At 39.8% G+C, this 25964-nt stretch carries 26 protein-coding genes and 1 pseudogene; all 27 read right to left on the bottom strand.

Annotated elements, in window-relative coordinates:
- Positions 1-6 precede the first annotated feature (6 nt).
- The gene (xerC, locus tag RCG17_RS21650; protein WP_374120859.1) at positions 7-906 is read right to left on the bottom strand and encodes a tyrosine recombinase XerC; all 900 of its coding nucleotides are present in this window, start codon (positions 904-906) and stop codon (positions 7-9) included.
- Between the two features lie 60 nt (positions 907-966).
- Positions 967-2274, bottom strand: coding sequence for an FADH(2)-oxidizing methylenetetrahydrofolate--tRNA-(uracil(54)-C(5))-methyltransferase TrmFO (gene trmFO, locus RCG17_RS21645; protein WP_308172128.1), 1308 nt, complete (start codon positions 2272-2274; stop codon positions 967-969).
- A gap of 305 nt (positions 2275-2579) precedes the next feature.
- A complete protein-coding gene (gene topA / locus RCG17_RS21640; protein WP_308172127.1) occupies positions 2580-4655 on the bottom strand; it encodes a type I DNA topoisomerase in 2076 nt (691 codons plus the stop codon).
- 412 nt (positions 4656-5067) lie between these two features.
- Positions 5068-5955, bottom strand: coding sequence for a DNA-processing protein DprA (dprA, locus tag RCG17_RS21635; RefSeq protein WP_308172126.1), 888 nt, complete (start codon positions 5953-5955; stop codon positions 5068-5070).
- 79 nt (positions 5956-6034) lie between these two features.
- On the bottom strand, positions 6035-6937 hold the full coding sequence (gene sucD, locus RCG17_RS21630) for a succinate--CoA ligase subunit alpha (protein WP_308172125.1): 903 nt from the start codon (positions 6935-6937) through the stop codon (positions 6035-6037).
- A gap of 19 nt (positions 6938-6956) precedes the next feature.
- Entirely contained in the window at positions 6957-8117 is a 1161-nt protein-coding gene (gene sucC / locus RCG17_RS21625) for an ADP-forming succinate--CoA ligase subunit beta (protein ID WP_308172124.1), read from the bottom strand.
- A 196-nt stretch (positions 8118-8313) separates the two neighbouring features.
- A complete protein-coding gene (locus tag RCG17_RS21620) occupies positions 8314-8595 on the bottom strand; it encodes an EscU/YscU/HrcU family type III secretion system export apparatus switch protein (protein ID WP_308172123.1) in 282 nt (93 codons plus the stop codon).
- Entirely contained in the window at positions 8592-9320 is a 729-nt protein-coding gene (locus tag RCG17_RS21615) for a hypothetical protein (RefSeq protein WP_308172122.1), read from the bottom strand. Before RCG17_RS21615 ends, RCG17_RS21620 begins: the two co-directional genes overlap by 4 nt.
- Positions 9321-9334: 14 nt before the next feature.
- A complete protein-coding gene (locus RCG17_RS21610; RefSeq protein WP_308172121.1) occupies positions 9335-10111 on the bottom strand; it encodes a ribonuclease HII in 777 nt (258 codons plus the stop codon).
- Between the two features lie 61 nt (positions 10112-10172).
- Positions 10173-11054, bottom strand: a complete 882-nt coding sequence (ylqF, locus tag RCG17_RS21605) for a ribosome biogenesis GTPase YlqF (RefSeq protein ID WP_308172120.1) — start codon at positions 11052-11054, stop codon at positions 10173-10175.
- A gap of 21 nt (positions 11055-11075) precedes the next feature.
- Entirely contained in the window at positions 11076-11636 is a 561-nt protein-coding gene (gene lepB, locus RCG17_RS21600) for a signal peptidase I (RefSeq protein WP_308172119.1), read from the bottom strand.
- Between the two features lie 183 nt (positions 11637-11819).
- A complete protein-coding gene (gene rplS, locus RCG17_RS21595) occupies positions 11820-12164 on the bottom strand; it encodes a 50S ribosomal protein L19 (RefSeq protein WP_308172118.1) in 345 nt (114 codons plus the stop codon).
- A gap of 133 nt (positions 12165-12297) precedes the next feature.
- Positions 12298-13038: a tRNA (guanosine(37)-N1)-methyltransferase TrmD gene (gene trmD / locus RCG17_RS21590; RefSeq protein WP_308175912.1), complete on the bottom strand. Its 741-nt coding sequence runs from the start codon at positions 13036-13038 to the stop codon at positions 12298-12300.
- On the bottom strand, positions 13038-13556 hold the full coding sequence (gene rimM, locus RCG17_RS21585) for a ribosome maturation factor RimM (RefSeq protein WP_308172117.1): 519 nt from the start codon (positions 13554-13556) through the stop codon (positions 13038-13040). Before rimM ends, trmD begins: the two co-directional genes overlap by 1 nt.
- Positions 13557-13569: 13 nt before the next feature.
- On the bottom strand, positions 13570-13956 hold the full coding sequence (locus RCG17_RS21580; RefSeq protein WP_308172116.1) for a YlqD family protein: 387 nt from the start codon (positions 13954-13956) through the stop codon (positions 13570-13572).
- Positions 13957-14058: 102 nt separating this feature from the next.
- The gene (locus tag RCG17_RS21575) at positions 14059-14289 is read right to left on the bottom strand and encodes a KH domain-containing protein (RefSeq protein WP_308175911.1); all 231 of its coding nucleotides are present in this window, start codon (positions 14287-14289) and stop codon (positions 14059-14061) included.
- A 10-nt stretch (positions 14290-14299) separates the two neighbouring features.
- The gene (rpsP, locus tag RCG17_RS21570) at positions 14300-14572 is read right to left on the bottom strand and encodes a 30S ribosomal protein S16 (RefSeq protein ID WP_308172115.1); all 273 of its coding nucleotides are present in this window, start codon (positions 14570-14572) and stop codon (positions 14300-14302) included.
- 90 nt (positions 14573-14662) lie between these two features.
- A complete protein-coding gene (gene ffh, locus RCG17_RS21565) occupies positions 14663-16024 on the bottom strand; it encodes a signal recognition particle protein (RefSeq protein ID WP_308172114.1) in 1362 nt (453 codons plus the stop codon).
- A gap of 12 nt (positions 16025-16036) precedes the next feature.
- Positions 16037-16369, bottom strand: coding sequence for a putative DNA-binding protein (locus RCG17_RS21560; RefSeq protein WP_308172113.1), 333 nt, complete (start codon positions 16367-16369; stop codon positions 16037-16039).
- Between the two features lie 200 nt (positions 16370-16569).
- Positions 16570-17559: a signal recognition particle-docking protein FtsY gene (gene ftsY, locus RCG17_RS21555; RefSeq protein WP_308172112.1), complete on the bottom strand. Its 990-nt coding sequence runs from the start codon at positions 17557-17559 to the stop codon at positions 16570-16572.
- Positions 17560-17679: 120 nt separating this feature from the next.
- Positions 17680-21246, bottom strand: a complete 3567-nt coding sequence (gene smc, locus RCG17_RS21550) for a chromosome segregation protein SMC (RefSeq protein WP_308172111.1) — start codon at positions 21244-21246, stop codon at positions 17680-17682.
- Between the two features lie 21 nt (positions 21247-21267).
- A complete protein-coding gene (rnc, locus tag RCG17_RS21545; protein WP_374120975.1) occupies positions 21268-21987 on the bottom strand; it encodes a ribonuclease III in 720 nt (239 codons plus the stop codon).
- Positions 21988-22192: 205 nt separating this feature from the next.
- Positions 22193-22426: an acyl carrier protein gene (locus RCG17_RS21540; RefSeq protein ID WP_308172110.1), complete on the bottom strand. Its 234-nt coding sequence runs from the start codon at positions 22424-22426 to the stop codon at positions 22193-22195.
- 247 nt (positions 22427-22673) lie between these two features.
- Positions 22674-23417 carry a 3-oxoacyl-[acyl-carrier-protein] reductase gene (fabG, locus tag RCG17_RS21535; RefSeq protein WP_308172109.1) on the bottom strand — a complete coding sequence of 248 codons (744 nt, stop codon included), beginning with the start codon at positions 23415-23417 and terminating at the stop codon, positions 22674-22676.
- Complete coding sequence (gene fabD / locus RCG17_RS21530; RefSeq protein WP_308172108.1) at positions 23414-24361, bottom strand: ACP S-malonyltransferase; 948 nt, start codon at positions 24359-24361, stop codon at positions 23414-23416. Before fabD ends, fabG begins: the two co-directional genes overlap by 4 nt.
- 15 nt (positions 24362-24376) lie before the next feature.
- Entirely contained in the window at positions 24377-25369 is a 993-nt protein-coding gene (plsX, locus tag RCG17_RS21525; protein WP_308172107.1) for a phosphate acyltransferase PlsX, read from the bottom strand.
- Between the two features lie 5 nt (positions 25370-25374).
- Positions 25375-25948, bottom strand: a pseudogene (gene fapR / locus RCG17_RS21520) (transcription factor FapR).
- Between the last annotated feature and the right edge of the window lie 16 nt (positions 25949-25964).

Below are 25964 nucleotides of genomic sequence, written 5' to 3'. Positions count from 1 at the left end.
TTTCATTTATGCCCTAGGATGGTGCTCCATATACGTTTTTCGTAATCGTTCCTTTGTTACATGGGTATAAACCTGTGTAGAAGACAAAAAAGCATGCCCCAATAATTCTTGGACCGAGCGTAAATCCGCACCATTGTTTAACAAATGAGTAGCAAATGAATGGCGTAGCATATGGGGATGAATATGTCCATTTAACGACGATTCTTCAATCATGCTGCTAAGGATATTTCGGACTCCCCTTGCTGTCAAGGGACCGCCACGATGATTTACAAATAAAACATCATGTTCGCTCTTTTCAGACATCAGCTTTTTTCTTCCACTGTTTATGTAAAGTTCTAATGATTGTCTCGCAATACTGCCGAATGGCAAATACCGATCCTTTTGACCTTTTCCATGGATTAAAACAGTTGACAGAAAGAAATCCACTTCAGAAATCCGAATTTGACAACATTCACTGACACGAATGCCTGTTGCATAAAGAAGTTCTAGTAAGGCTTTATTGCGCTGTCCCAGAGAAGTTTCTGTTTCGCAAGACTGAAATAACAACTGCATCTCACTTTCATAAAAAAACTGTGGCAATCTTTTTTCGGCCTTTGGAATGGTCAAAAGTGTGAATGGGTTCGCATCAACAATTTTTTCACGAAGTAAAAATTTATAAAAGCTCCGTAAACAGGAAATCTTTTTAGCCATTGTTTTCTTAGCGAGTTTTTTTTCATACAGCTTGGTTAAATATAGCCTTGCGTCTGAATATTGAACATCATTTACCTCTTTTATTGCTTGCTCAGACATGAACAAAAAAAATTCCTTTATCATTTGTTCATAATGTTCAATTGTATATTTTGAATAATTCCGCTCCATTTGTAAATATTCAATAAATAACTTTAATAAAACGTCCATATTTGCCAACCTTTTTCTTTGCAAGGGCTACTAAATAGTAACACACTTCAAAAGCCCTTGCAATAAAATTTACAAAACCTTCACAAAGTTCTGAATTGTCCCTAATGCTCGGTTTGCATGCTCAAGATTTCTTTCCTGCTTGCCTTTTATTTTAACTGGCAGTTCAGGAAATAATCCAAAGTTAGCATTCATTGGCTGAAAATGGTCAGGATTTGCTGTCGTAATATATTTTGCCATACTGCCCATGGCTGTTTCCGCTGGAAATTCTAACGGCTCTTCCCCCATGGCATACCTTGCAGCATTAATGCCGGCAATCAGACCGCTGGCAGCCGATTCAACATAACCCTCTACCCCAGTCATTTGCCCGGCAAAAAATAAATCCTTATGGCCTTTGAATTGATAGGTAGGCTCTAAAACTTTTGGAGAATTAATAAACGTATTTCGATGCATGACACCATAGCGGACGATTTCAACATTTTCAAGACCAGGGATTAAACGAATTACCTCTTTTTGGGCACCCCATTTTAAATGGGTTTGAAAACCAACAATATTGAAAAGAGTACCTGCAGCATCGTCTTGCCTGAGCTGGACAACAGCGAATGGTCTTTTTCCAGTGCGCGGATCTTCAAGACCAACTGGTTTCATCGGACCAAAAAGCATTGTTTTAATCCCACGCTTTGCCATTACCTCAATCGGCATACAGCCTTCAAAATAAACTTCTTTTTCAAATTCTTTCAATTCAGCTGTTTCCGCTGATATTAGTGCGTCATAAAAACGATTAAATTCTTCTTCTGTCATTGGGCAATTTAAATAGGCTGCCTCACCTTTATCATAACGAGATTTTAGATACACCTTTTCCATATTTATGCTTTCTTTTTCTAAAATAGGTGCGGCTGCATCATAAAAATATAAATAATCTTCACCTGTAAGCTCTTTTAGGCTTTTGGATAAACTTTCACTTGTTAACGGGCCAGATGCTATAACAGTTGGACCTTCCGGGATTTCAGTAACTTCTTCATTAATCACGGTAACATTCTCATGATTCTTCACCGAATCTGTTACCTTGGCAGCAAATTCGTGACGATCAACAGCTAAAGCCCCACCAGCTGGAACAGCACAAGCGTCTGCTGAGGCAATGATGACGGAGTCGAGCTTCCGCATTTCTTCCTTTAATACACCAACAGCATTCGTTAAGGTATCCGCTCTTAATGAATTGCTGCAAACTAATTCTGCGAATTTATCGGTATGGTGCGCGGGAGTCTGCTTAATCGGCCGCATCTCATACAGCCGTACCTTTATCCCTCTTTTGGCGATCTGCCAGGCAGCTTCACTGCCTGCTAAACCGGCACCTATTACATTTATTGTCACGTCTTTCATGTCAGACCTCCGTAAATCGTATTGCCGCTTTATTTTACGCTAATAATTTATTCATGTCCATCATCGATCATTTTATATACGATTGAAATGATCCAAAGTTTTAAAGAAAACTCGCCGATTGGCGAGCCCCTAAGGGCGAAGACAGAGGCGTAGTTGCACTTGCCAGGCTCGTAGAGTGCCACGTCCTGTGGCACTCGCCTGACTAGGACATCCTGTCCGTCGTGCGACATAAGAAAGTATAAATTTTGGAAAAAAATTTATGCTTTCTTATTAGCCAAATAAAAGGAGTGAGCACTGCTCACTCCTTAACTTTGTGGTTCTTCTTTGTAATCACATTCCACACATTGCACTTGGACACCTTTTTTTAGTTTCTTCTCAACAAGCATGCCTTCACATTTAGGACAGCTTCTTGGTAAAGGTTTATCCCAGGATAGAAAATCACACTCTGGAAATCGATTGCATCCGAAAAAGAGTCTTTTTTTCTTACTTCTTCTTTCGATGATTTGACCTTCCTTACATTTCGGACAGGTCACGCCGATTTCTTTCACAATTGGTTTTGTGTTCCGACAATCCGGAAAATTACTGCAGGCCATAAACTTTCCATAGCGCCCCATTTTAAACACCATCGGGTTTCCACACTGTTCGCAATCTTCCCCTGCAGGTTCATCCTTAATTTCAACCGACTGCATTTCTTCTTCTGCGATTTTCAGGCGCTTTTCAAATTCCTGATAAAACGCATCGATGATTTTTTCCCAGCGGACTTTGCCTTCCTCAACATCGTCCAATTCCTGCTCCATCTTCGCAGTAAACTCCACATCGAGAACTTCCGGGAAAAATTCAAGCGCTAATTCTAACATAATTTCACCAAGCTCTGTTGGAATAAACCGCTTATTATCAAGTGATACATAACCTCTTTTTTGTATCGTGTCCAATGTTGGCGCATAGGTAGACGGGCGGCCTATCCCCAGCTCCTCAAGCGTTTTGACAAGCCTTGCTTCTGTATACCTTGGCGGCGGCTGGGTGAAATGCTGTTTCTGATCCAAATCTTTTTGGATTACTTCATCGCCTTCCTTTAATTCTGGAAGCATATTTTCCTTCTCTTCTACCTGATCATCTGTTCCTTCCACATAAAGCTTCATAAAGCCCGGAAATTTTACCTTTGATCCTGTAGCCCTGAACAATACATTTCCATTCTGTAAATCTACACTCATTGTATCCATTACAGCTGGTGCCATTTGACTCGCCAAGAAGCGGTCCCAGATTAATTTATACAAGCGGAATTGATCTCTTGAAAGAAAATCTTTGATCGTGTTTGGATCACGATACGTACTTGAAGGACGTATCGCTTCGTGAGCATCCTGTGCATTTGCTTGCTTTTTTTCTTTACGCTGTTCGTCTTTTAAATAATTTTCGCCATATTCTTCCTTAATATAATTGGCAGCTTCCGTTTGTGCTACTTCAGAAATTCGCGTTGAGTCAGTTCTCATGTATGTAATTAAACCGACTGTGCCTTCTTTTCCCAGCTCAATTCCTTCATAAAGGTGCTGTGCAAGCATCATCGTTTTCTTTGCACGGAAATTAAGCTTTCTTGCTGCTTCCTGTTGTAAGGATGAAGTGGTAAAAGGCGGTGCTGGATTTCGTTTTCGTTCCCTTTTTGTCACAGAAACAACCTTGAACTTGTTTCCGTTTAGCTGCTTTAGTACATTATTTACCTCTTCTTCTGTCCCTAATTCTTTTTTCTCTTGATTAAGCCCGTAAAAATAGGCACTAAATCGCGATTTTCCTTTTAAAAATTCACCTTCAATTGTCCAATATTCTTCTGGAACAAAATCCTTAATCTCTTTTTCCCTATCAATGATCAGGCGGACGGCTACCGTTTGCACACGGCCAAAGCTTAATCCCTTTTTTATTTTTTTCCATAAAAGCGGACTGACGTTATAACCAACGAGACGGTCAAGAATTCGCCGTGCCTGCTGGGCATCAACTAAGTCCATATTGATCGGCCGCGGGTGTTTAAACGATTCTTTAATGGCATCCTTGGTGATTTCATTAAAAACAACACGGCAATCTGAATGGATATCCACTGAAAGGCTGTGAGCCAAATGCCAAGCAATAGCTTCCCCTTCACGATCCGGGTCAGCTGCGAGATAAATTTTTTTCGCTTTTTTCGCAGCTGTTTTCAATTCTTTTAATACAGGACCCTTGCCGCGAATTGTAATATATTTAGGATCATAATTATTCTCTACATCTACGCCCATTTGACTTCTGGGCAAATCCCGTACGTGTCCCATGGATGCTTTTACTTTATATTTGTTCCCAAGATATCGTTCAATCGTTTTTGCTTTTGCCGGAGATTCAACGATTACAAGAAAATCTGACATCCAATCATCCTCCTTAGAGGGATAGAAGAAATTTGCAAGCAGGGTAGTCATAAACTAATCGAAGACATACCCTTTGAGAAGTTTTCTTTAATACTTATTCTAGTAATTTGTACCGAAGAAAATACTTTGCACAAATGTCTATTCCCCAATTTATTCAAATTTATTTTCAATTCGTTAAATCATTAATTAACAAAATTATACTTTTTTAAAGAATAAAATATCCACTATTATTCAATAATTCATCTGGCTTGTCAATCATTAGCTATAAAACCGCTTTCACTTCCAAAATTTTCAAGATTAGAAAAGGGACATTTTTTCCAACTTCTGTTGCAAAATTTATACCATAACTCCAAGAATTTCAACCTTTTTTTCTAAAAGCCATAAAAATTCATAAAAAACATCGGAAAACAGACTAAATTTTGGAAATTAAATGCTGCATATCCTCCAATATCCCCTCAGCGGAGGTAATAAGTTTTGCTCCCTGCTGAATAATATGATTTGTACCGCTAGAAAGAGGATTAAAAATGCTCCCAGGTAAAGCAAATACTTCGCGACCTTCGTTAACAGCATAGTTTGCTGTAATTAATGACCCACTTTTTATATTGGCTTCTATTAATAATGTACCAAAAGAGAGGCCGCTAATGATTCGATTACGAGCGGGAAAGTGCCATTTTTCAGGTTTTGTATCTGGCGGATACTCAGAAAGAACAAGTTGAGTTTTCGTCATTTCTAATGCCAAATCAGTATTCTCTTTAGGATAAATATGATACAAGCCTCCAGCAATGACAGCGATCGTGCTTCCATTTAGGTTGATGGCGGATTCATGTGCAAACGTATCTATCCCTTTTGCCAGCCCGCTCACAATTACTACTTCTTTTTCAATTAGGCGGGGGAATATAAAGCGAATAGCACTTTTTCCATACTGTGATCCTTGACGTGACCCTACAACTGCTAGCTTTGGCTCTCGGCCTAAAAGTGAGAGATTTCCCTTGGCAAATATTGCCCATGGTGGCTGGTAGATTTGTTTTAAGCTTTCTGGATATTCCTTATCGAAGATAGAGATTACTTGAATATCGTTTGACTTGTATTGATGAATTTGATACTGGATGGATTCGATGAATTGCGGCGAGGTTTCAAATGAGCTTTTGTGTTTGGAAGAGAAGTATTGTTGAAGATCGTTTGCAGTTTGTTGGTAGAGTGATGATAGGTGGGGATCTTTTTTTAATTGTTGATACACAGCAGTCCACGAAATATTCGGATAATGAAGTAAATGAATTAGCCTTTCTTTCAGTTCATCCATACCAAAGCCTCCATTTGAAAAATTTATTTAAGCAGAAGAAATAGCCCCTCGTGATGGGAGGGACTATTCTGGTATATAATTAATGAGTTTTACATTGGTCGTATAGACCTTTTTCTTTTAATACTTCGATTAATGTTTCACCCATAACAGATGGAGTATCTGCTACTTTAATGCCGCATTCATTCATGACACGGATTTTTTCATCAGCAGTACCTTTACCGCCAGAAATAATCGCACCAGCATGTCCCATACGTTTCCCTGGAGGTGCTGTACGTCCGCCAATGAAGCCGACAACAGGTTTTGTCATGTTGGCTTTAACCCACTCGGCAGCTTCTTCTTCAGCTGTTCCGCCGATTTCACCAATCATGATCACTGCGTATGTTTCTGGATCCTCATTGAATGCTTTTAGAACATCGATGAAGTTTGTTCCGTTAACAGGGTCTCCACCGATACCAACTGCAGTAGTTTGGCCAATTCCAGCTTGTGTTAATTGGTGTACTGCTTCGTATGTTAATGTACCAGAGCGGGAAACAACGCCCACATGGCCTTTTGTATGAATATAGCCAGGCATAATACCTATTTTGCACTCATCAGCTGTGATAACACCAGGACAGTTTGGTCCGACAAGGCGAGTTTTCTTGCCTTCCATATAACGCTTAACCTTTACCATATCCAATACTGGAATATGTTCTGTAATACAGATGACAAGATCTAATTCTGCATCGACAGCTTCAATAATGGAATCTGCTGCAAATGGTGCTGGAACATAGATAACTGAAGCATTTGCACCTGTCGCATCAACAGCTTCTTTCACAGTATTGAACACAGGTACTCCTTCAACCTCTTGACCGGCTTTACCAGGAGATGTTCCCCCAACAATTTGCGTACCATATTCAAGCATTTGCTTAGTATGGAAGCGGGCAGTTCCGCCAGTAATCCCTTGGACAATGACTTTTGTTTCTTTATTAACAAAAACGCTCACGTTAATTCCCCTTTCTATCCTATTTCACTAATGAAACGATTTTTTGTGCTCCGTCTGCCATGGATTCAGCAGCAGTAATATCAAGTCCTGATTCACGAAGAATTTTCTTTCCTAAGTCAACATTCGTTCCTTCTAAACGAACAACCAGCGGAATAGAAAGTCCAACTTGTTTAGCTGCTTCAACTACACCGTCAGCAATAACATCACACTTCATGATTCCACCGAAGATATTAACGAAAATACCTTTTACGTTTGGATCAGAAAGGATAATTTTGAATGCTTCTGTAACCTTTTCAGCAGTAGCACCGCCCCCAACATCAAGGAAGTTAGCGGGATCGCCGCCGTAATGCTTAACGATATCCATCGTTGCCATAGCAAGGCCGGCACCATTTACCATACAGCCGATGTTTCCATCTAGAGCAATATAGCTTAAATCATATTTAGATGCTTCAAATTCTTTTGGATCCTCTTCTTCAAGATCACGATATGCCACAACGTCTTTTTGACGATAAAGTGCATTTGAGTCAAAGTTTAATTTGGCATCCAAGGCCATTACATTTCCATCACCAGTCACCACTAATGGGTTAATTTCAGCGATGGAGCAATCTTTTTCGATGTATGCCTGATAAAGACCCATCATGAATGCGACTGCTTTATTGATTAATTCTTTAGGAATATTGATTGCAAACGCAATTCGGCGAGCCTGATAAGGCATTAAACCTAATACCGGATCAATTTCCTCTTTGAAAATTTTCTCTGGTGTATTTGCGGCAACTTCTTCAATTTCTGTTCCGCCTTCTTCAGAAGCCATAAGAACAACACGTGAAGTTGAGCGGTCCAATACTAACCCGACATAATATTCTTTTTTAATGTCGCAGCCTTCTTCAATTAATAACCGTTTTACTTCTTTTCCTTCTGGACCTGTTTGATGTGTAACCAATGTCTTACCAAGAATTTCACTTGCGTATGTACGCACCTCATCCAGATTTTTAGCTACCTTTACGCCACCAGCTTTTCCACGTCCACCTGCGTGAATTTGCGCTTTTACGACACAAACCTGTGTTCCTAACTCTTTTGCAGCTTCTACCGCTTCTTCGACAGTAAATGCTACCTTCCCATTTGGTACTACAACTCCATATTGTCTAAGGATTTCTTTTCCTTGATATTCATGGATATTCATTACTCACCCTCCTAAAAAAGCTCATTCATTTATAGACTGCGCTTTCATTGTATATAATATGACAATAGCTTGTCTACCAATATGCAAAATTTTATATGAATTCAAATATCAAGAATAGTAGATTAACATACTTTTTTCTCGTCAAATTCCAACAAAAAACCCCTGCTGAAAACGGTGATTTTACTGCGATTTTTCCCTATTTTTCTACTTTTATATCCAACTTATAAATAAACGAAAATACCTCTGCAACAGCTTGATACAATTCTTGAGGAATTTTTTCATTAACGTCTAATTTTCCTAATAAATTTACAAGCGTCGAGTCTTCCTGAATCGGAATGTGATGTTTATTTGCTGCTTCAATAATCTTATCAGCTGTTTCACCCATCCCCTTGGCTGTAACAACAGGGGCATCAGATGCATCAGAATCATAGGATAATGCAACCGCCTTTTTCCTTGAATTACCATTTATTCCATTCATATCCGTACATCTACTCCCGTCCCTTGATAATGTTCGAAAACCCCATTCGTAGGAGGTTTTTTCAAGAAGGATTTCATTGATTTTTCGGATGGGGGTAGGTCTACAGAAAAAGAAGTCAGGTTAAAATTTAGCCTATTTAAATTATCCTGCAATAATAAAATGAGTGGTTGGGCAATCTGCTCCAATCCTTGTTTTTTATTGAGCATAGATATTTTGACATTCCGATTTTGAAATCGTATATCGACAAATATTTCACCCATATTCTTTAATTCAACAAAAAAAAGAATTCGACAATTGTCAGGATCAATTTTTCCATTTTCTTTTTTTCTACCATTCCATTGAATCGAAATTTCCGTTTTCTCTTGTTCTAACTGGATGGGAATCTGGGAATAGAACTGCTCGATTCCCCCATCCTGAGCTTTATTAAGACTTCTCGGGTCCTCTACAGCTTCTTTTGGTATCTGTTTAGTGTTTCCCTTTAAAAGTTTTAAATGGACCTTCCCTAGGTCTGTTTGAACTTCAAACCAATATTGCTGGTTGGCTTCGAGCGATGCTTCTAATTTTGCGATTAATTTTTGTGAGCCAATTTGAACCACAGACATGTCATTAGGAAGAAAGCGGATCACTTTTCCATTAATGATTTGACCCTCCCGTAATTTCAATGGCTCAAGTTGAGAAGATTGTTCAGTTTTTATAATCGATTTCAAAAAGCTTAACGGATCCATGTGAGGCCCCCTATTTAAACCGTCGTCAGCATATCCTTAATAGGTGCAAAGCTTTTTCGGTGATATGGGGTAATGCCATATGTATGGATAGCATTAATATGTTCTTTCGTCCCATACCCCATATTTTGCTCAAAGCCATATTGAGGATAAGTTTTGGCTAGATCCTTCATCAAATGATCTCTGGCTACTTTTGCGACAATCGATGCCGCCGCAATGGAGATACTTTTGGCATCACCTTTTATAATTGAATCAGATGCAAAGGGGAGCTCCAATTTCATAGCATCAATTAAAATAAAATCCGGCTTTGGCGTTAATTTAGAAATGGCTTCTTTCATTGCCTTTTTGGTTGCTTCATAAATATTAATCTCATCAATAATTGTTGCGGAAATCATCGATATTCCAATCGAGAGTGCTTCTTTTTTAATAATTTCATTGTATTCCTCGCGCCTTTTTTCCGTAAGCTTTTTGGAATCATCAATTCCTTCTAAGTAAAAGTCCTCAGGAAGGATGACTGCTGCTGTGACAACAGGTCCTGCCAAGGGTCCGCGGCCTACTTCATCCACCCCTGCAATCAATTGAAAGCCTTGGGCTCTGTATTTCTTCTCATATGTACACATTTCAGCAAACTTTTCTTTTAAAAGCCGTTTAGCCTGCGTCTGTCTTTTCCACTTATCAATGAGGATACGTACACCTTTTCTCTCGTCATTTTCAAGCTCCACTAAATATGGGTCTGTCTCATCCTTAATGAAAGATAATCGTTCTTCAATTTGTCCAATAGTCTCTTTTCCCAAAATACATCACCTTATTTTCCTATTAGCTAAAAAAAATAAAGCTCTCCATTCGGAGAGCTATTTATTGTTGTTCTGCTTCACTTATAGAAGATACGTGTTCAGGAATATCAAATGTAATCGGTCCAAATTTTTCAGAGCGAATTTCCCTTACGATTAATTCCGCCGTTTTATCGTAATCAATCAGCCCGCCGCTCATGATACAGCCCCTTAGTTTGCCGATATGGTCAAAAAGCTCAACCAGGTCATCGGGAACTTCCTCAAGCTGAAAACGTTCTTTTAAACGCTGCGGGTATGCTTCTTCCAAGAATCGTAATGAGAAGACGGCAAGATCTTGCAGATTCAAAAGGGTATCTTTGATCGCCCCAGTCACAGCCAGTTTCATACCGACATCCTGATCTTCAAATTTTGGCCAAAGAATTCCTGGTGTATCCAGCAGCTCTAGCTCTTTTCCTACTTTAATCCATTGCTGTGCTTTTGTCACCCCAGGTGTATTGCCAGTTCTGGCAATATTTCTCTTTGCCAGCCTGTTGATTAGTGTTGACTTCCCGACGTTTGGAATACCGACAATCATGGCACGTATGGCTCTTGGATTCTTCACACCTTTTGCTTTTAATCTGTCAAACTTCTCTTTAAGGATTTGATGTGAGGCTTGGACGATTTCACGCAGTCCTTCGCCAGCTTGGGCGTTAATAGCCAGTGCTTTTACGTCCTTTTCCGAAAAATACTTGATCCATTCTTTCGTGCGCTCTTTATCAGCCATATCCGCTTTATTTAATAACACCAGTCTTGGTTTATGCTGAATAATTTCATCAATCATTGGGTTTCTGGAAGAATACGGAATTCTTGCGTCCACCAATTCAAAAATAATATCAATAAGTTTTAACTTTTCCGTGACTTCTCTCCGCGCCTTTGCCATATGGCCCGGAAACCATTGGATCGTCAAACTACCACCTCTTTACTGCCTTTAAAATCTTTCTTTTACAATATGTGCATCTTTTAATGGCCAATATACAATGCTTGTTTTTCCAACGACTTTACTTAATGGAATGGTTCCAATATGACGGCTGTCTTTACTGAAACGGCGATTATCACCCATTACAAACAATTCGCCTTTTGGAACGGTGCTTCGGCTAATTTTCTCTTTAAGAGTAAACGGATCTGTTAATGGACCATCCACCAGCTGTTTTTTGTATTCATCCAGATATGGTTCTTTATAGGCTTTCCCATTAACATACAATGTATCGTTTTTATACTCAATCCGATCTCCTGGAAGTCCAATTACCCTTTTAATATAATCTTTACCTTCAGGTGCATGGAAAACAATAATATCAAATCGGTGGGGTGAACCAATTTCATAACTTAGTTTATTGACAATCATTCGATCTTGATCGTGCAACGTAGGCATCATTGACAGCCCATCGACAACAATCGGTGCAAATAAAAAGTAACGAATTACTGCTGCGAGAATTACAGCAATTAATAACGCCTTTATCCATTCCCAAAGTTCATTTTTCTTTTTTGCCATTCACGTTCCCACCAATCCCAAATAAAAATGTATTCATCACCTTATTTTACATAAACATTGTCCTATTAAACACGATGGGGCTAATTTTTTAATCAAACTTTAATTAAATGTTTAAAAAAACGTTACAAATAAATAGATATGTATGAAAAAAGAGCTTGCAGAGCAAGCTCTTTTCTTTTATGATTATCGGATTTCTTTAATACGAGCTTTCTTACCACGTAGATTACGTAGATAGTAAAGTTTAGCACGGCGGACTTTACCGCGGCGAATAACTTCAAGCTTCGCAATTTTTGGTGTGTTTACAGGGAAAGTACGCTCAACGCCTACTCCATAGGAAACTTTACGAACTGTAAAAGTTTCGCTAATACCACCACCACGACGCTTAATCACAACACCTTCAAACAACTGAATACGCTCGCGAGTTCCCTCGATAACTTTTACGTGTACACGTACAGTATCTCCAGGACGGAAAGCAGGAAGATCAGTGCGAAGTTGTTCTTTTGTGATTTCTTCGATAATTTTATGCATCGTTTTCAACTCCTTCCAACAGATGCTCTTGCAGATTATTCATTCCCTGTGCAGCGGAACATCGTTATCAAACATAAGCTTTCGGCTTAAGTCACAAGATGTATCATAACATAAATATTGTTTTCCTGCAATATTACTTTATTTCTTTTTTTATTTCTTCAAGCCATTTCATTTGTTCTTTGGTTAGTTCAACACTTTCGAGTAAATCCGGTCTGCGTTCTAGTGTTCGTCTTAATGATTCTTTTGTCCGCCATTCTTCGATTAATTTATGGTTTCCCGACATCAGTGTATCTGGAACCTTCATTCCTCGAAAATCAGCCGGTCTTGTATAATGTGGATGCTCTAGGAGCCCTGTACTGAACGAATCCTGCTGGTGGGATTCTTCTTTACCTAAAACCTCAGGAAGAAGTCTGACAACGCTGTCAATGACCACCATTGCCCCCAGTTCTCCACCGGTTAGGACATAGTCTCCAATCGAGATTTCATCGGTTACAAGATGGGTCCGAATTCTTTCATCGTAGCCTTCATAATGGCCGCAAATAAAGATCAGGTGCTTTTCTTCGGCCAATTCTTCTGCTTTTTTTTGCGTATATCGCTCCCCTTGCGGACAAAGTAAAATGATTCGGGGGTTAGCCTCGTTTGTCTGCTCGGTTAGGCTCGCTACAGCATCAAAAATAGGCTGTGGCTTCAAAACCATTCCAGCCCCGCCCCCATATGGGTAGTCATCGACTGTTTTGTGCTTATTATCGGCAAATTCACGAAAATTGGTAACACGGTAACTTACTGCCTTTTTTTCTTCCGCCCTTTGTAAAATCGAATGTCCTAATACACCCGAAAACATTTCTGGGAAAAGGGTAAGAATGTCAACTCTCATCATGAAAGTAACCCTTCCATTGGATCAATCAAAATAATTTTTTCTTTTAAATCTACTTTTTTAACGACATCATCAATATATGGGATTAAAACCTCTTTGCCTTTTTTCCCTTTTACAACCCAGACATCGTTCGCACCAGGTGTTAAGATTTCCGTAACCTTTCCAACTTCTTCTCCGAGTTTGGTAAAAACAAGACAGCCGATGATTTCATGAAAATAAAACTCGCCTTCGTCAAGCTCTCCAAGTTGGGATTCTGGCACCTTAATAATTCCATCACGAAACTTTTCAACTTCGTTAATATTTTCGTACCCTTCAAACAAGAGTAAATCAAAATTCTTATGCTTACGGTGACTTTTGATCGTAAGTTGGACGGGTGTTTCATTGTTTGGCAAAAAGAGAAATAGAACATTTCCTTTTTTATATCTTTCTTCTGGAAAATCAGTAGTCGATATGACTCGTACCTCACCTTTGATTCCTTGGGTATTGACTATTTTCCCTACATTGAACCATTTTTCCATAACTATATCACCTCTAGCGTATCTCCGTTATAATTCCATCCTTTATGATAATGGCTGGCTGTCCCAGCCTTTCTTCCCAGTTGTCACCCACATTTATGTCAATCAAGGCTTGAACTTCTTTTTCTTTTAATTCGCTGCCTAAGGGTAGCATATGTAATTGCTCAATTTGAAACTCAAGGAGCTTTTGCTTTTCTTCCCGTTTTTGGATTTCCTTTTCGAAGTGAGTTTTCAAGCCATGCATTTGAAACTTTTTCGTTTTTTCCAGACGCTTCAATTCAAAATGGAGCTGATCACTTTCTTTTTGGAGTTGAAGCTTTCTTTCCATGTATTTATATAGTAATTTTTGCTTGCTATTTTCTGTTAATATTTGCTTCACCACAACTGTTTGGAGTATTTTCACTGTAATACCTCCTGATTTCGATTTTTTTGAACTTCGTCACTTTGTTATTACTATAACAAAAAGAGAGGGTTTAACCCCTCCCTTTTGTCTTAGTTGCAAAAGTTATTCACTAATTTCTAAAAAAATCTTCCTCTGTTGAGATGATCCTGCTGCATAAACAACCGTTCTGATCGCCTTTGCAACGCGCCCTTGCTTGCCAATCACTTTTCCCATATCAGCTCTGTTAACAGAAAGCCGATAGGTTACACGTTGGTCATCTTCGACCTCAGCGACATGAACGTCTTCTGGAAAATCGACAAGCGGCTTTACAATTGTCTCAATTAATTCTTTCATCATCGTTAACTTACTTGCTTAATTTAGCGTTATGGAATTTTTCCATGATGCCTTGGCTAGAGAATAAGTTACGAACAGTATCAGATGGTTTTGCACCATCTTGTAACCATTTAAGTGCCAATTCTTCATTGATATCCAATAATGCAGGTTGTGCAACTGGATTGTATGTTCCAACTGTCTCAATGAAACGTCCATCACGTGGTGAACGAGAATCTGCTACTACAATACGATAGAAAGGAGTCTTTTTAGCTCCCATACGTTTTAAACGAATTTTAACTGCCATTTTAAATAAGCACCTCCGAATAGTCTCACAAGATAGAATGATACCAGAAAAGTATCATGTTTGTAAAGTGTTTTTTCTTTACATCGAAATTTAGAACGGTTTAAAAGGGAATTTCATCCCGCCAAGGCCGCCTTTTTTCTTGCCCTTTTGCTGCATGCCTGAGAATTGCTTCATCATTCGTTTCATATCTTCAAATTGTTTTAATAAACGGTTCACCTCGGGAACAGTACGTCCGCTCCCCTTGGCAATCCTTTTTTTACGGTTTGCATTAATGATTTCAGGATGTTCCTTCTCCGCCATTGTCATTGAGCGAATAATGGCTTCAACATGTCCGATTTGCTTTTCATCCACTTGAATATTGTTTAAGCCCTTAATTTTATTTGCACCAGGCATCATTTTTAAAAGTTCATCAAGCGGTCCAAGTTTACGAACCTGACCAAGTTGTTCCAAAAAATCATCCAATGTAAAGCTCATTGTCCGCATTTTTTGTTCAAGCTCTTTGGCCTTTTCCTCATCGACATTGGCTTGTGCTTTTTCAATCAGTGTAAGCACGTCACCCATGCCAAGGATCCTGGAGGCCATCCTCTCAGGGTGGAATGGCTCAATCGCATCCATTTTTTCCCCAAGCCCGACAAATTTGATTGGTGTATTTGTGACAGCCCGAACAGAAAGCGCAGCACCACCACGAGTATCACCATCAAGCTTTGTAAGAATAACACCCGTTAAGCCAAGCAATTCGTTGAAGCTTTGAGCCACATTGACTGCATCTTGTCCCGTCATGGCATCAACCACAAGGAAGATTTCATCAGGCTTTGTCAGCTCTTTGATTTCCTTAAGCTCATTCATTAAAGCTTCATCAATATGAAGTCGTCCTGCTGTATCAATAAGGACATAATCATGATGTTCTTCCTTTGCTTTTTCAATAGCTTGCTTGGCAATCTCAACTGGGCTGACTTGGTCGCCCAACGAGAATACTGGCATACTAAGCTGCTTTCCAAGCGTTTCAAGCTGTTTAATCGCTGCGGGACGGTAAATATCCGCTGCTACAAGCATAGGATTCCGATTATACTTTTTCCTTAGCAGGTTGGCAAGCTTACCAGTTGTTGTTGTTTTACCGGCACCCTGTAAGCCAACCATCATTATAACGGTTGGAGGTCTGTTGGAAACAGCAATTTTGCTTTGTTCTCCACCCATCAATGCGGTTAATTCTTCTTGAACAACCTTGATGACCTGCTGACCGGGGGTAAGACTTTTTAATACCTCTTGCCCTACAGCACGTTCACTTACCTTTTTAACGAAGTCTTTGACAACCTTAAAGTTAACGTCGGCTTCTAAAAGAGCAAGGCGGACTTCCCTCATCATCTCTTTTACATCCGCTTCGTTGACCTTCCCTTTTCCGCGAATCTTATTGATTGTATTTTGCAGACGGTCGGCTAAACCTTCAAATGCCATCTATGCCGCCTCCTAATCTAATTTCTCAAGCTCGGCAACAGTTTCTAAAATCGCCTGCTTTGAAGGGGAATTTTCATTGAGCAACTCTTTTAATTGTCTAAAAAGCTTACAACGTTCTTGAAATTTTTGAAGCAAACCCAGTTTTTCCTCATACTCCTCGAGCATTGCTTCAGTCCGCTTGATATTGTCATATACAGCTTGACGACTAATATCATACTCATCTGCAATTTCACCGAGTGAGTAATCGTCTAAATAATAGAGAGACATATAGCTTTGCTGCTTTGGGGTTAACAACGAATTGTAAAAATCGTAAAGATAGTTCATTCTCGTTGTTTTTTCTAGCATGCCTATCCCTCCTTGTTAAGTGAAAAACCTTTACAAGTGTAAGTCTACACAGTAGGCGTATATCTGTCAAGATAGGGTATTCTTGGAATATCTGACCCTTTTAGATTGATAGTGTAATAGAGATAAAAGTACGCTTTATGAAAACGATGAAGGACAGTTTCCTCGTTTTCATCCGAAGTTTTGTCCTTCATTACACAAGATTACTCTACTGCTTTTTCAACTTGATCAGCAAATAATCCATATACGTATTTTTCCGCATCGAATTCTTGCAGGTCATCCATTTTTTCACCAAGACCGACGAATTTTACGGGAATGTTAAGTTCATTCCGAATCGCTAGCACGATCCCGCCTTTTGCTGTTCCGTCAAGTTTGGAGAGGACAATTCCAGTGACATTTGTAGCTTCCTTAAAGGTCTTCGCCTGGATTAAGGCATTTTGTCCAGTGGTTGCATCAAGGACAAGGAGCACCTCATGAGGAGCGCCAGAAACTTCCCTTTCAATTACCCGCTTAACTTTTTCAAGCTCTTTCATTAAATTAACCTTGTTTTGAAGGCGGCCTGCTGTATCACAGATAAGGATATCTACCCCTCTTGATTTTGCAGCTTGAATGGCGTCATACATGACGGCAGCCGGGTCAGATCCTTCTCCTTGCTTAATGACCCCCACTCCAACACGTTCGCCCCAAACCTCAAGCTGTTCGATAGCACCTGCGCGGAAGGTATCTCCTGCTGCTAATAGGACAGATTTACCTTCAGACTTATATTTGTGAGCAAGTTTTCCGATTGTTGTTGTTTTTCCAACGCCATTAACTCCAACAAATAGGATAACCGTCATGCCATTTTCTTGGATATTTATCTCTGCTGATTGTTCTTCGGCTCCATTGTAAATATCGACGAGCTTTTCAGATATGACACTTTGGACTTCTTTTGGATCCTGGATATTTTGGCGTTTTACTTCCAGCTTCAGTTCATCAATTAGCTTCATTACGGTTTCAAAGCCGACGTCAGCAGAAATTAAGATTTCTTCCAGTTCTTCGAAAAATTCCTCATCTACTTTCCGATATCTAGCTACAAGGTCATTCATTTTTCCTGAAAAACTATTTCGTGTTTTTGCTAAGCCTTCTTTAAATTTTTCAGTTACAGTATCAGTCTGTTTGGTAATTTTCTCTTTTAATTTTTTAAAAAAGCTCATACGGTCACATCCTTTTTATATATGTGCGACTGTGTTAACTTGGATTGATTTGCGCTCCAGGTGCTTCGCTCCAATCAACATGTTAATAAAACAATAATGACCTTTAACACAGCCAAATTTTTACGACTCAACGTACTCTTTCATATTTTCTAATCGAACGGATACGAGTTTGGAGACACCTGATTCCTGCATTGTCACCCCGTATAAGACGTCGGCTTCTTCCATTGTACCTTTACGATGGGTAATAACGATAAACTGGGTTTCCTCACTATACCGCTTCAAATATTGACTAAAACGGAATACATTAGCTTCATCGAGGGCTGCTTCAACTTCATCTAATATACAGAACGGCACTGGACGGACCTTCAAGATTGAAAATAACAGGGCAATTGCAGTTAAAGCACGCTCACCGCCTGATAACAGACCTAAGTTTTGCAGTTTTTTCCCAGGAGGCTGTGCGACAATTTCAACCCCAGTGTTTAGAAGATCATCTGGCTGCGTTAATTTTAAATCTGCACGGCCGCCGCCAAAAAGGGCACGGAAAACCGGTTCAAAATGGGAACGAATTTCGGAGAAGGAACTCTCAAAGCGTTTTTTCATTTCCGTATCCATTTCATCGATTACCTTAAAGAGGGTATCCTTTGCTTCCTGGAGGTCATCCTTTTGTTCATGCAGAAACTCATATCTTTCCGAGACACGTTCATATTCCTCAATAGCGCCGAGGTTCACGTTCCCAAGTTCTTCGATCGCTAATTTTATTAGCTTTACTTTTTTGCGTGCTTCTTCAACTGGAATCGTGAGTGGATATTGCTCCTTTGCACCATCAAAGGTTAATAAATATTCCTCTCTTAGGTGGGCAAGCCGATTTTCAAGCTCGACATCTAAGCGATTGATCTTCACTTCTTCATCCTTTAAGACCTCGACCATTCCTTTATGACGGCGTTTTAATTCCTTCGCCTCAAGCTCAAGATCTTCAAGTGACGTCTGCAGCTCTAGACGCTCTTGCCTTCTTTGTGAAATCAGTTTAATTGTTTCTTCCTTATCCTGCTGTTTTTGCTTTGCCGCCGTTTCAAGCTGTTCTTCTCCCGAGGAACTGTTTGTCATTTCTGAAGTAAGAAGTTCAAGGTCCTCTTTAAAAACAGCAAGTCTTTGACTGCTATCCTCAAGATCGTCTTCCAAACTCGATAACCGTTCTTTTGTATTCATAAACTGCTCATTTTTGGCAGCAAACTCTACTTTCAAATCATTGATTTCAGTTGTCAATGTTTCTTTCGACGTTAAGTCATTTGTTTTTTGCTGCGTCATTTCGGCAATCAAACGGTCAAGTTCGGCAATTTGCACCTGGAAATTGGCAAGTTCTTTTTCCAATTCAGCTTTTCTTTCTGTTAATCGTTGGTGTTCTTCAGTAAACTGCTGTTTTTCAAGATCGTACATGGCAAGGCGTTCATTTACATTTTTCTCTTCAAGCTCTGCTTCCCTATGATCACCTTTTAATGCTTGTTCCTGAATTCGCAGCTCTTCGCCGCCTTTTCTAAGGGATTCAAGCTGTTGTTCCTGAGTCTGAATATCTGCTTTTAATTCCTTAACTAATGATTCTTGTTTTGCCGTTTTTATTTCCATATCAGCAATTTTTGCTTTTAAATCATCAAGCTCGCCTTTCCTTGTCAACAGAGACGATGATTTTTGTTTAACGGCCCCACCGGTCATCGATCCTCCAGGATTCACCACATCACCATCAAGTGTCACGATACGGCTGCGGTATTGAAGAATTTTTGCTAATTCGTTTGCGCCTTTTAAGTCCTTGGTAATGACAACGTTTCCGAGGAGATTATTCATCACCTCTTGATATCTTTGGTCAAACTTCACCAGGCCCACAGCGGTTCCGACATACGCAGGATGATCTTGAATAGAAAGTAATTGCGATGTGGATAGTGTTCTTCCTTTAATGACTGTTAATGGCAGGAATGTTGCTCGCCCGAAAGAATGTTGTTTTAAATATTGGATTGCACTGCGGGCGTTTTGTTCAGTATCGACGACAATGTGCTGCAATGAAGCCCCTAATGCAGTCTCAATCGCTGTTTCAAACTCCTTTGGAACTTGTACTAACTCAGCAACCGCTCCCTCAATTCCCTGAAGTTTGTTGTCGCGGGCCTTTAAGATTTCCTTAACACCCTGAAAGAATCCAGAGTAGTCTTCCTCCATTTCCTCAAGCATTTCTTTTCGTGACTTTGATTGTTGGAGAAATTGATAGGCCTGGTACAAAGTCTTTTCTTGCTTTTGATAATTATTTTTTAACTTTTCAAGTTTATGCTCCATCTCACGGAACATAACAACTTGATCCTGTAAGCTTTGCTGAACTTGTTCTAATGATGATTGAATTGAACTTTTTTTCGACTCAGCTGTTTGTCTGCTAGTAATAAATTTACTATTTTCTTCATCTAATCTTTCATTTCTTCGTTCCTGTTGCTCCAGCTGCTGATCGATGTATTTACGCTCATTCTTAGCACCAGCCTGATCATTTAATAGCTCAATATATTCACTTTTTAAAGCTTCGATTTTTTCCTCAATGTTTTCGGTGAATAAATGCAGTTTTCCTTGTTTTTCCTTTAAACGGGATTGAAGGTCATGCGCTTGTTCACTTAACGTTTTTACTGTATCAGTTTGGGCCACCCGCTGTTCACTGAGCAAGGCGACCTTGTCTGTTAATTCCTGAATATTTTTTTGAAGCTGGCCTATATTTTGGGAAGCGTTTTTCTTGCGCTCTTTTAATACTTCCTTCCGTCCCTCGAGTTTTTCAAGCTCTTCACTCGCATGAAGGAGAACATTCTGCAAATCATTGATCGACTCATCCAAGGCACTAAGATGGTCCCTTGCTTCTTCAATTTTTGCTTCACGTTTTTGAAGTTCTGCTGAAAGCTTTATTTCATCTGTTTTGTGTTCATCCAATTGTTTTGAAAGCTGGTCCCACTTTTGATGAAGATCTTCAATTTCATAAACAGTTAACGCAACTTCAATCTTTTCGAGTTCTTCTTTTTTCTCTAAAAAGTCTTTCGCAATCGATGCCTGAATCTTTAGTGGTTCTACCTGACTTTCTAATTCGTGCAAAATGTCATAAACACGATTTAGATTTTCCTGTGTTTCAAATAGCTTTACTTCAGCCTTTTTCTTACGATTTTTATATTTTAAAACACCTGCAGCCTCTTCAAAAATCGTTCTGCGGTCTTCTGCTTTGCTGTTTAAGATTTCTTCCACTTTTCCTTGGCTAATGATCGAAAATGCTTCCCTGCCAAGGCCTGAATCCATAAATAATTCAATAATATCTTTAAGCCTGCATGCTTGTTTATTGATGAAAAACTCACTTTCACCGGATCGGAATACTCTTCTGGTGACACTTACCTCATTATAATCAATCGCTAATCCTTGTTCCTCATTATCAAGCGTAAGCGTAACTTCTGCGAAATTAAGAGGCTTTCTCGAATCACTGCCGGCAAAGATAATATCTTCCATCTTTGTACCTCTTAAAGACTTGGCCGACTGCTCTCCCAGGACCCAGCGAATCGCATCCGTAATATTACTTTTTCCACTTCCATTTGGGCCAACGACAGCTGTTACACCGCGGACAAAATCGACTCCAATCCGCTCGGCAAAGGATTTAAACCCTATAACATCTAACCGTTTTAAATACATTCTAGTTCCTCCCTAAGCTGGTCACGTTACAGGTCGGTTTTTTTCCTTTAACTTTGCTAATGCTTCCTGCGCAGCATGCTGCTCTGCTTCTTTTTTTGACTTGCCAGTTCCAATTCCCAATTCTTCTCCTTTAAGGGAGACCCGGGAAACAAATTCACGGTTATGGGCAGGGCCTTTTTCATGAAGAACCCGATATTCAATCACGCCTGTCCCATCCCTTTGTACTAACTCCTGTAATTGACTTTTAAAATCCATCACATGAGAAAAAGCACCAGCATTTATTTTTGGAAATACTACTTTTTCAAGAAATTCAATGACTGTATCAATTCCTTTGTCTAAGTAAAGAGCTCCAACGAAGGCTTCAAAGACATCGGCGAGGAGTGCAGGACGTTCCCTGCCGCCTGTTAATTCTTCTCCTTTTCCCAATAGGATTAATTTACCAAAGTCTAGTTCATTGGCAAACTCTACAAGGGACGGTTCACAAACGATCGCTGCCCTTAATTTGGTTAGTTCTCCCTCGCTCATATGAGGGTATTTTTTAAAAAGAAATTTTGAAACAGTCAGTTCCAGTACAGCATCCCCTAAAAATTCGAGCCTCTCATTATCCTCATAAGGCTTTCTGCGATGCTCATTCACATAGGATGAATGAGTAAAAGCTTGTTTTAATAATTTCTCATCAGCGAAAAAGAAGCCAATGTTTTTTTGCATTTCTTTAAATGGATTTTCTTTTGCGCGGTTCATATTCATATCGTTATATCGTTTTCCTTTCCGTTTTTGCGCATTAAGCAACTAATTTACGCACCATTATTAGTTTAAAAAAACTGCCTTTAAAACGCAAAGGTAGTTTTAAAAAAATGGTGCAATTTTAGGTTTTAATCCTAAAATGCGCCAAATATAGAAGAAAGCCCCGTTTGAAAACGGAGCTTTGACTCAAGAAACCCAACGATTACTTCTTGCTATTTATGTAATTAACAGCGTCACCCACTGTAGCGATCTTTTCAGCATCATCGTCAGAAATTTCCATATCGAACTCATCTTCCAATTCCATTACTAGTTCAACAACATCAAGGGAATCCGCACCAAGATCATCCTTAAAGGAAGCTTCAAGAGTTATCTTTGATTCCTCTACACCTAAACGGTCAATAATGATCTTTGTTACACGTTCTAATACATCTGTCATGCTTGTTCACCTCCCCTCAAGCTATTATAGAGTATATCACGAAAAAATAAAATGGTTAGTGTGAAAAAGTTATAAATTTCCCTTTTACAAATTCTGTTGATTTCCGCTCCGGGCACTCGCTTTCCGCAGGGAGGTCCTGGAGCCTCCTCGGCGCTTTAGCGCCTGTGGGGTCTCCAGTGGCCTCTTGATCCCGCAGGAGTCGAGTGCCCTCCGCTCCAATCAACAGGGTTAAAAAAACACATAGACTTTACATATACATGCCGCCATTGATATGAAGCGTTTGCCCAGTGACATATGAACTATCATCTGAAGCAAGAAACACAGTCATTTTGGCAATATCCTTCGGCTCACCCAAACGAGCTAATGGAATCTGCTTTAACATTTCAACTTTTACATCTTCTGATAATTTGTCGGTCATGTCGGTTGAAATGAAGCCTGGTGCAATTGCATTAACCGTAATATTTCTTGATGCAAGCTCTTTAGCTGTTGTTTTGGTTAAGCCGATGATGCCAGCTTTGGCGGCAACATAATTAGCCTGGCCCGCATTACCCATGGCGCCTACAATCGAAGCAATATTGATGATGCGTCCATTACGCTGTTTCATCATTTGTCTTGAGACAGCTTTTGTACAGAGGAAAACTCCTTTAAGGTTGATATTGATCACATCATCCCACTCGTCTTCCTTCATTCTCATTAATAAATTATCTCTGGTAATTCCAGCATTATTGACAAGAATATCAAGCTTACCAAAGCGGTCAATTGTTTCTTTTACCATTGTGGCAACTTCTTCAGAATTTGAAACATCACACTTAATCGCAAAGGCATCTTTACCTAATTTTTTTATTTCATCGACTACTTCATTTGCTTTTGCTTCACTGCCGGAAAAATTCACCGCAACGTTTGCCCCATTTCGAGCAAGCTCAAGCGCAATTTCTCTGCCGATCCCTCTAGATGCTCCCGTAACAAGGGCTGCTTTACCTTCTAAATTCATTGGTTCTCCTCCTTTAATGCTTCAATTACGGCTAAAGCACTTTCTTCATCGGAAACAGAATACGTTTTGGTATTCTTGCTAATCTTTTTCACTAATCCGGATAGAACCTTGCCTGGACCAATTTCAATAAACGTATCCACACCTAGCTCAAGCATTTTGGCAACGGAATCCTCCCATAAAACAGGGGAATAAAGCTGCTCAATAAGCTTTTCTTTGATTTCACTGGCTGCGGAAATCGGTTCAGCCGTAACATTAGCAATGACAGGAATATTTGCGTCTTTCATATCCATTTGATCGAGTTCTTCTTTTAGCTGGCCTGCAGCGGGCTTCATTAACGAAGAATGAAATGGTCCGCTGACAACTAGTGGCAGCACTCTTTTAGCACCTGCTTCTTTTGCTTTAGCTCCAGCCAATTCAACACCCTTTGTTGTTCCGGAGATGACAATTTGTCCAGGACAATTTAGGTTGGCAAGCTGAACAGGAAAACCTTCTTCAGTTACTGAATTTGTTACCTCAGCCAGACGGTCCCTGTCAAGCCCAAGGACAGCAGCCATCGTACCCTCGCCATTTGGAACGGCGCTTTCCATAAACTCCCCGCGCTTACGAACAAGATAGACACCTTCTTCAAAGGTAAGAGCACCCGCTGCTACAAGTGCGGTATACTCGCCGAGACTGTGTCCTGCGACATAATCAGCCTGGATCCCAAACTCACGGAAATATTCTAAAACGGCGATACTTGTGGTTAGCAATGCTGGTTGTGCATTGTATGTTAAGGTTAGTTCTTCTTGAGGCCCCGCAAAAATAAGCTTGCTTAAGTCTACATTTAACTTTTTATCAGCATTTTCGAAGATCGCTTTTACATTCGGATGTTTCTCAGCTAGACTTTGTCCCATTCCAACTACTTGGGAGCCCTGTCCCGGAAAAACAAATGCAATTTTACCCATTTCAACACCTCTTTATCATGATTGTTTTATCTCTTCAATTGAGCTTTTAACTAGTTCAGTTACATTACTTTCAACCATAACTCTGGCTTGGCGAATAGCACTAAAAATTGCCTTGGCATCGGATGAACCATGTGCTTTAATAACAGGAGCTTTTATACCAAAAAGGCCAGCACCTCCATATTCGGAGTAATCCATCTTATTTTTCAACCCAGTCAATTCAGGTTTTAGAACGGCGGCTGCCAGTTTATTTTTTAAACTGCTGGTCAGTGCTGTCTTAACCATTTTAAAAACGGACAGCGCAGTGCCTTCAATCGTTTTTAATACCATGTTTCCTGTAAACCCGTCAGTAACAACGACATCCGCAACCCCATCAAGCAAATCTCTTGCTTCAACATTCCCGATAAAATTCAGATTAGTCGTTTTCAACAATGAGAAGGCTTGCTTTGTTAAATCATTTCCCTTTTTCTCTTCGGTACCAATATTTAAAAGTCCAACCCTCGGGTTGCGAATCCCCCTTACCTTTTCTGCGTAGATGGAGCCCATAATGGCGTACTGCTGTAAATGCTCAGGTCTAGCATCAGCATTTGCTCCAACATCCAACAATAAAAATCCTTCTCCACCTATTGTTGGAAGGGTGGGGGTTAAAGCAGGACGTTCAATTCCTTCAATCCGACCAATAACAAAAAGTCCTGCTGCCATTAGTGCACCTGTATTGCCAGCGGAAATACACGCATCTGCTAGCCCGTCTGCTACAGCTTGAGCAGCAAGAACCATAGAAGCATTTTTTTTACGGCGAACGGCACGTACAGGTTCGTCTGTTCCAAGAATCACCTCGTCAGTATGGACAACCGTAATCCGCTCATGACCTTTTAACGTTTCCTCAATTTTCCGATTGTCCCCGTAGAGGGTAATATGTATATCTGAAAATGCTTCAACGGCTTTCATTGCCCCAAGGACTATTTCCTTTGGTGCATTGTCACCGCCCATAGCATCGATTGCCAATTTCATGTTCCTCATCCTTTTACAATGTTTTGGCGATACATTTCAAACTCACCTGTAAAAACTGGTTCATTATTTACGAAGCTATTTACTTCAACAAAGGTCCTACCGCTTTCATGGTCGATTTTTAGCACCTTTGCTTTGGCAACAACTCGCTCGTTTATTTTAACAGAACGTTTAAACTGGATATGCGCTTTCGCTGTTAAAGCCAATTCATCGTTTATGACAGCAACAGCCAAAGAATTTGCCTGAGCAAATAAGTGGTGTCCCCTTGCAATCAAATTTCTTTTAAAAACATGTTCCTGTTTGACATCAAAAATTGAAATGGCATTATAATCTAAATTAATATCAATAATTTCCCCAATGACTTCCTCAAGAGGAAGCGAACGAACTTCATCTTCAAAGCGTTTTTCAGCCACGTTTTTAATACGTTCTCGCAATTCCTGGAATGGACAATTCAAGTCGGTCAAGACGTATGGTCTGCACACTAACCGAGAACTTTTCGGCTAATTCTTCATCTGTAATAAATGGATTTTCTTTAATCGTTGCAGTTAATAATTTTTGCCGTTCCCGCTTATTTATCCTCATTTCCAACACCGTCCGA

Origin of the sequence: Neobacillus sp. PS3-12 (assembly GCF_030915385.1) — a bacterium.
In the GTDB taxonomy this organism is placed as follows: Bacteria; Bacillota; Bacilli; order Bacillales; family Cytobacillaceae; genus JAEVLT01.
The sequence above is the reverse complement of the archived record's forward strand: the minus strand, read 5'-3'. Positions and strand labels throughout refer to the sequence as shown.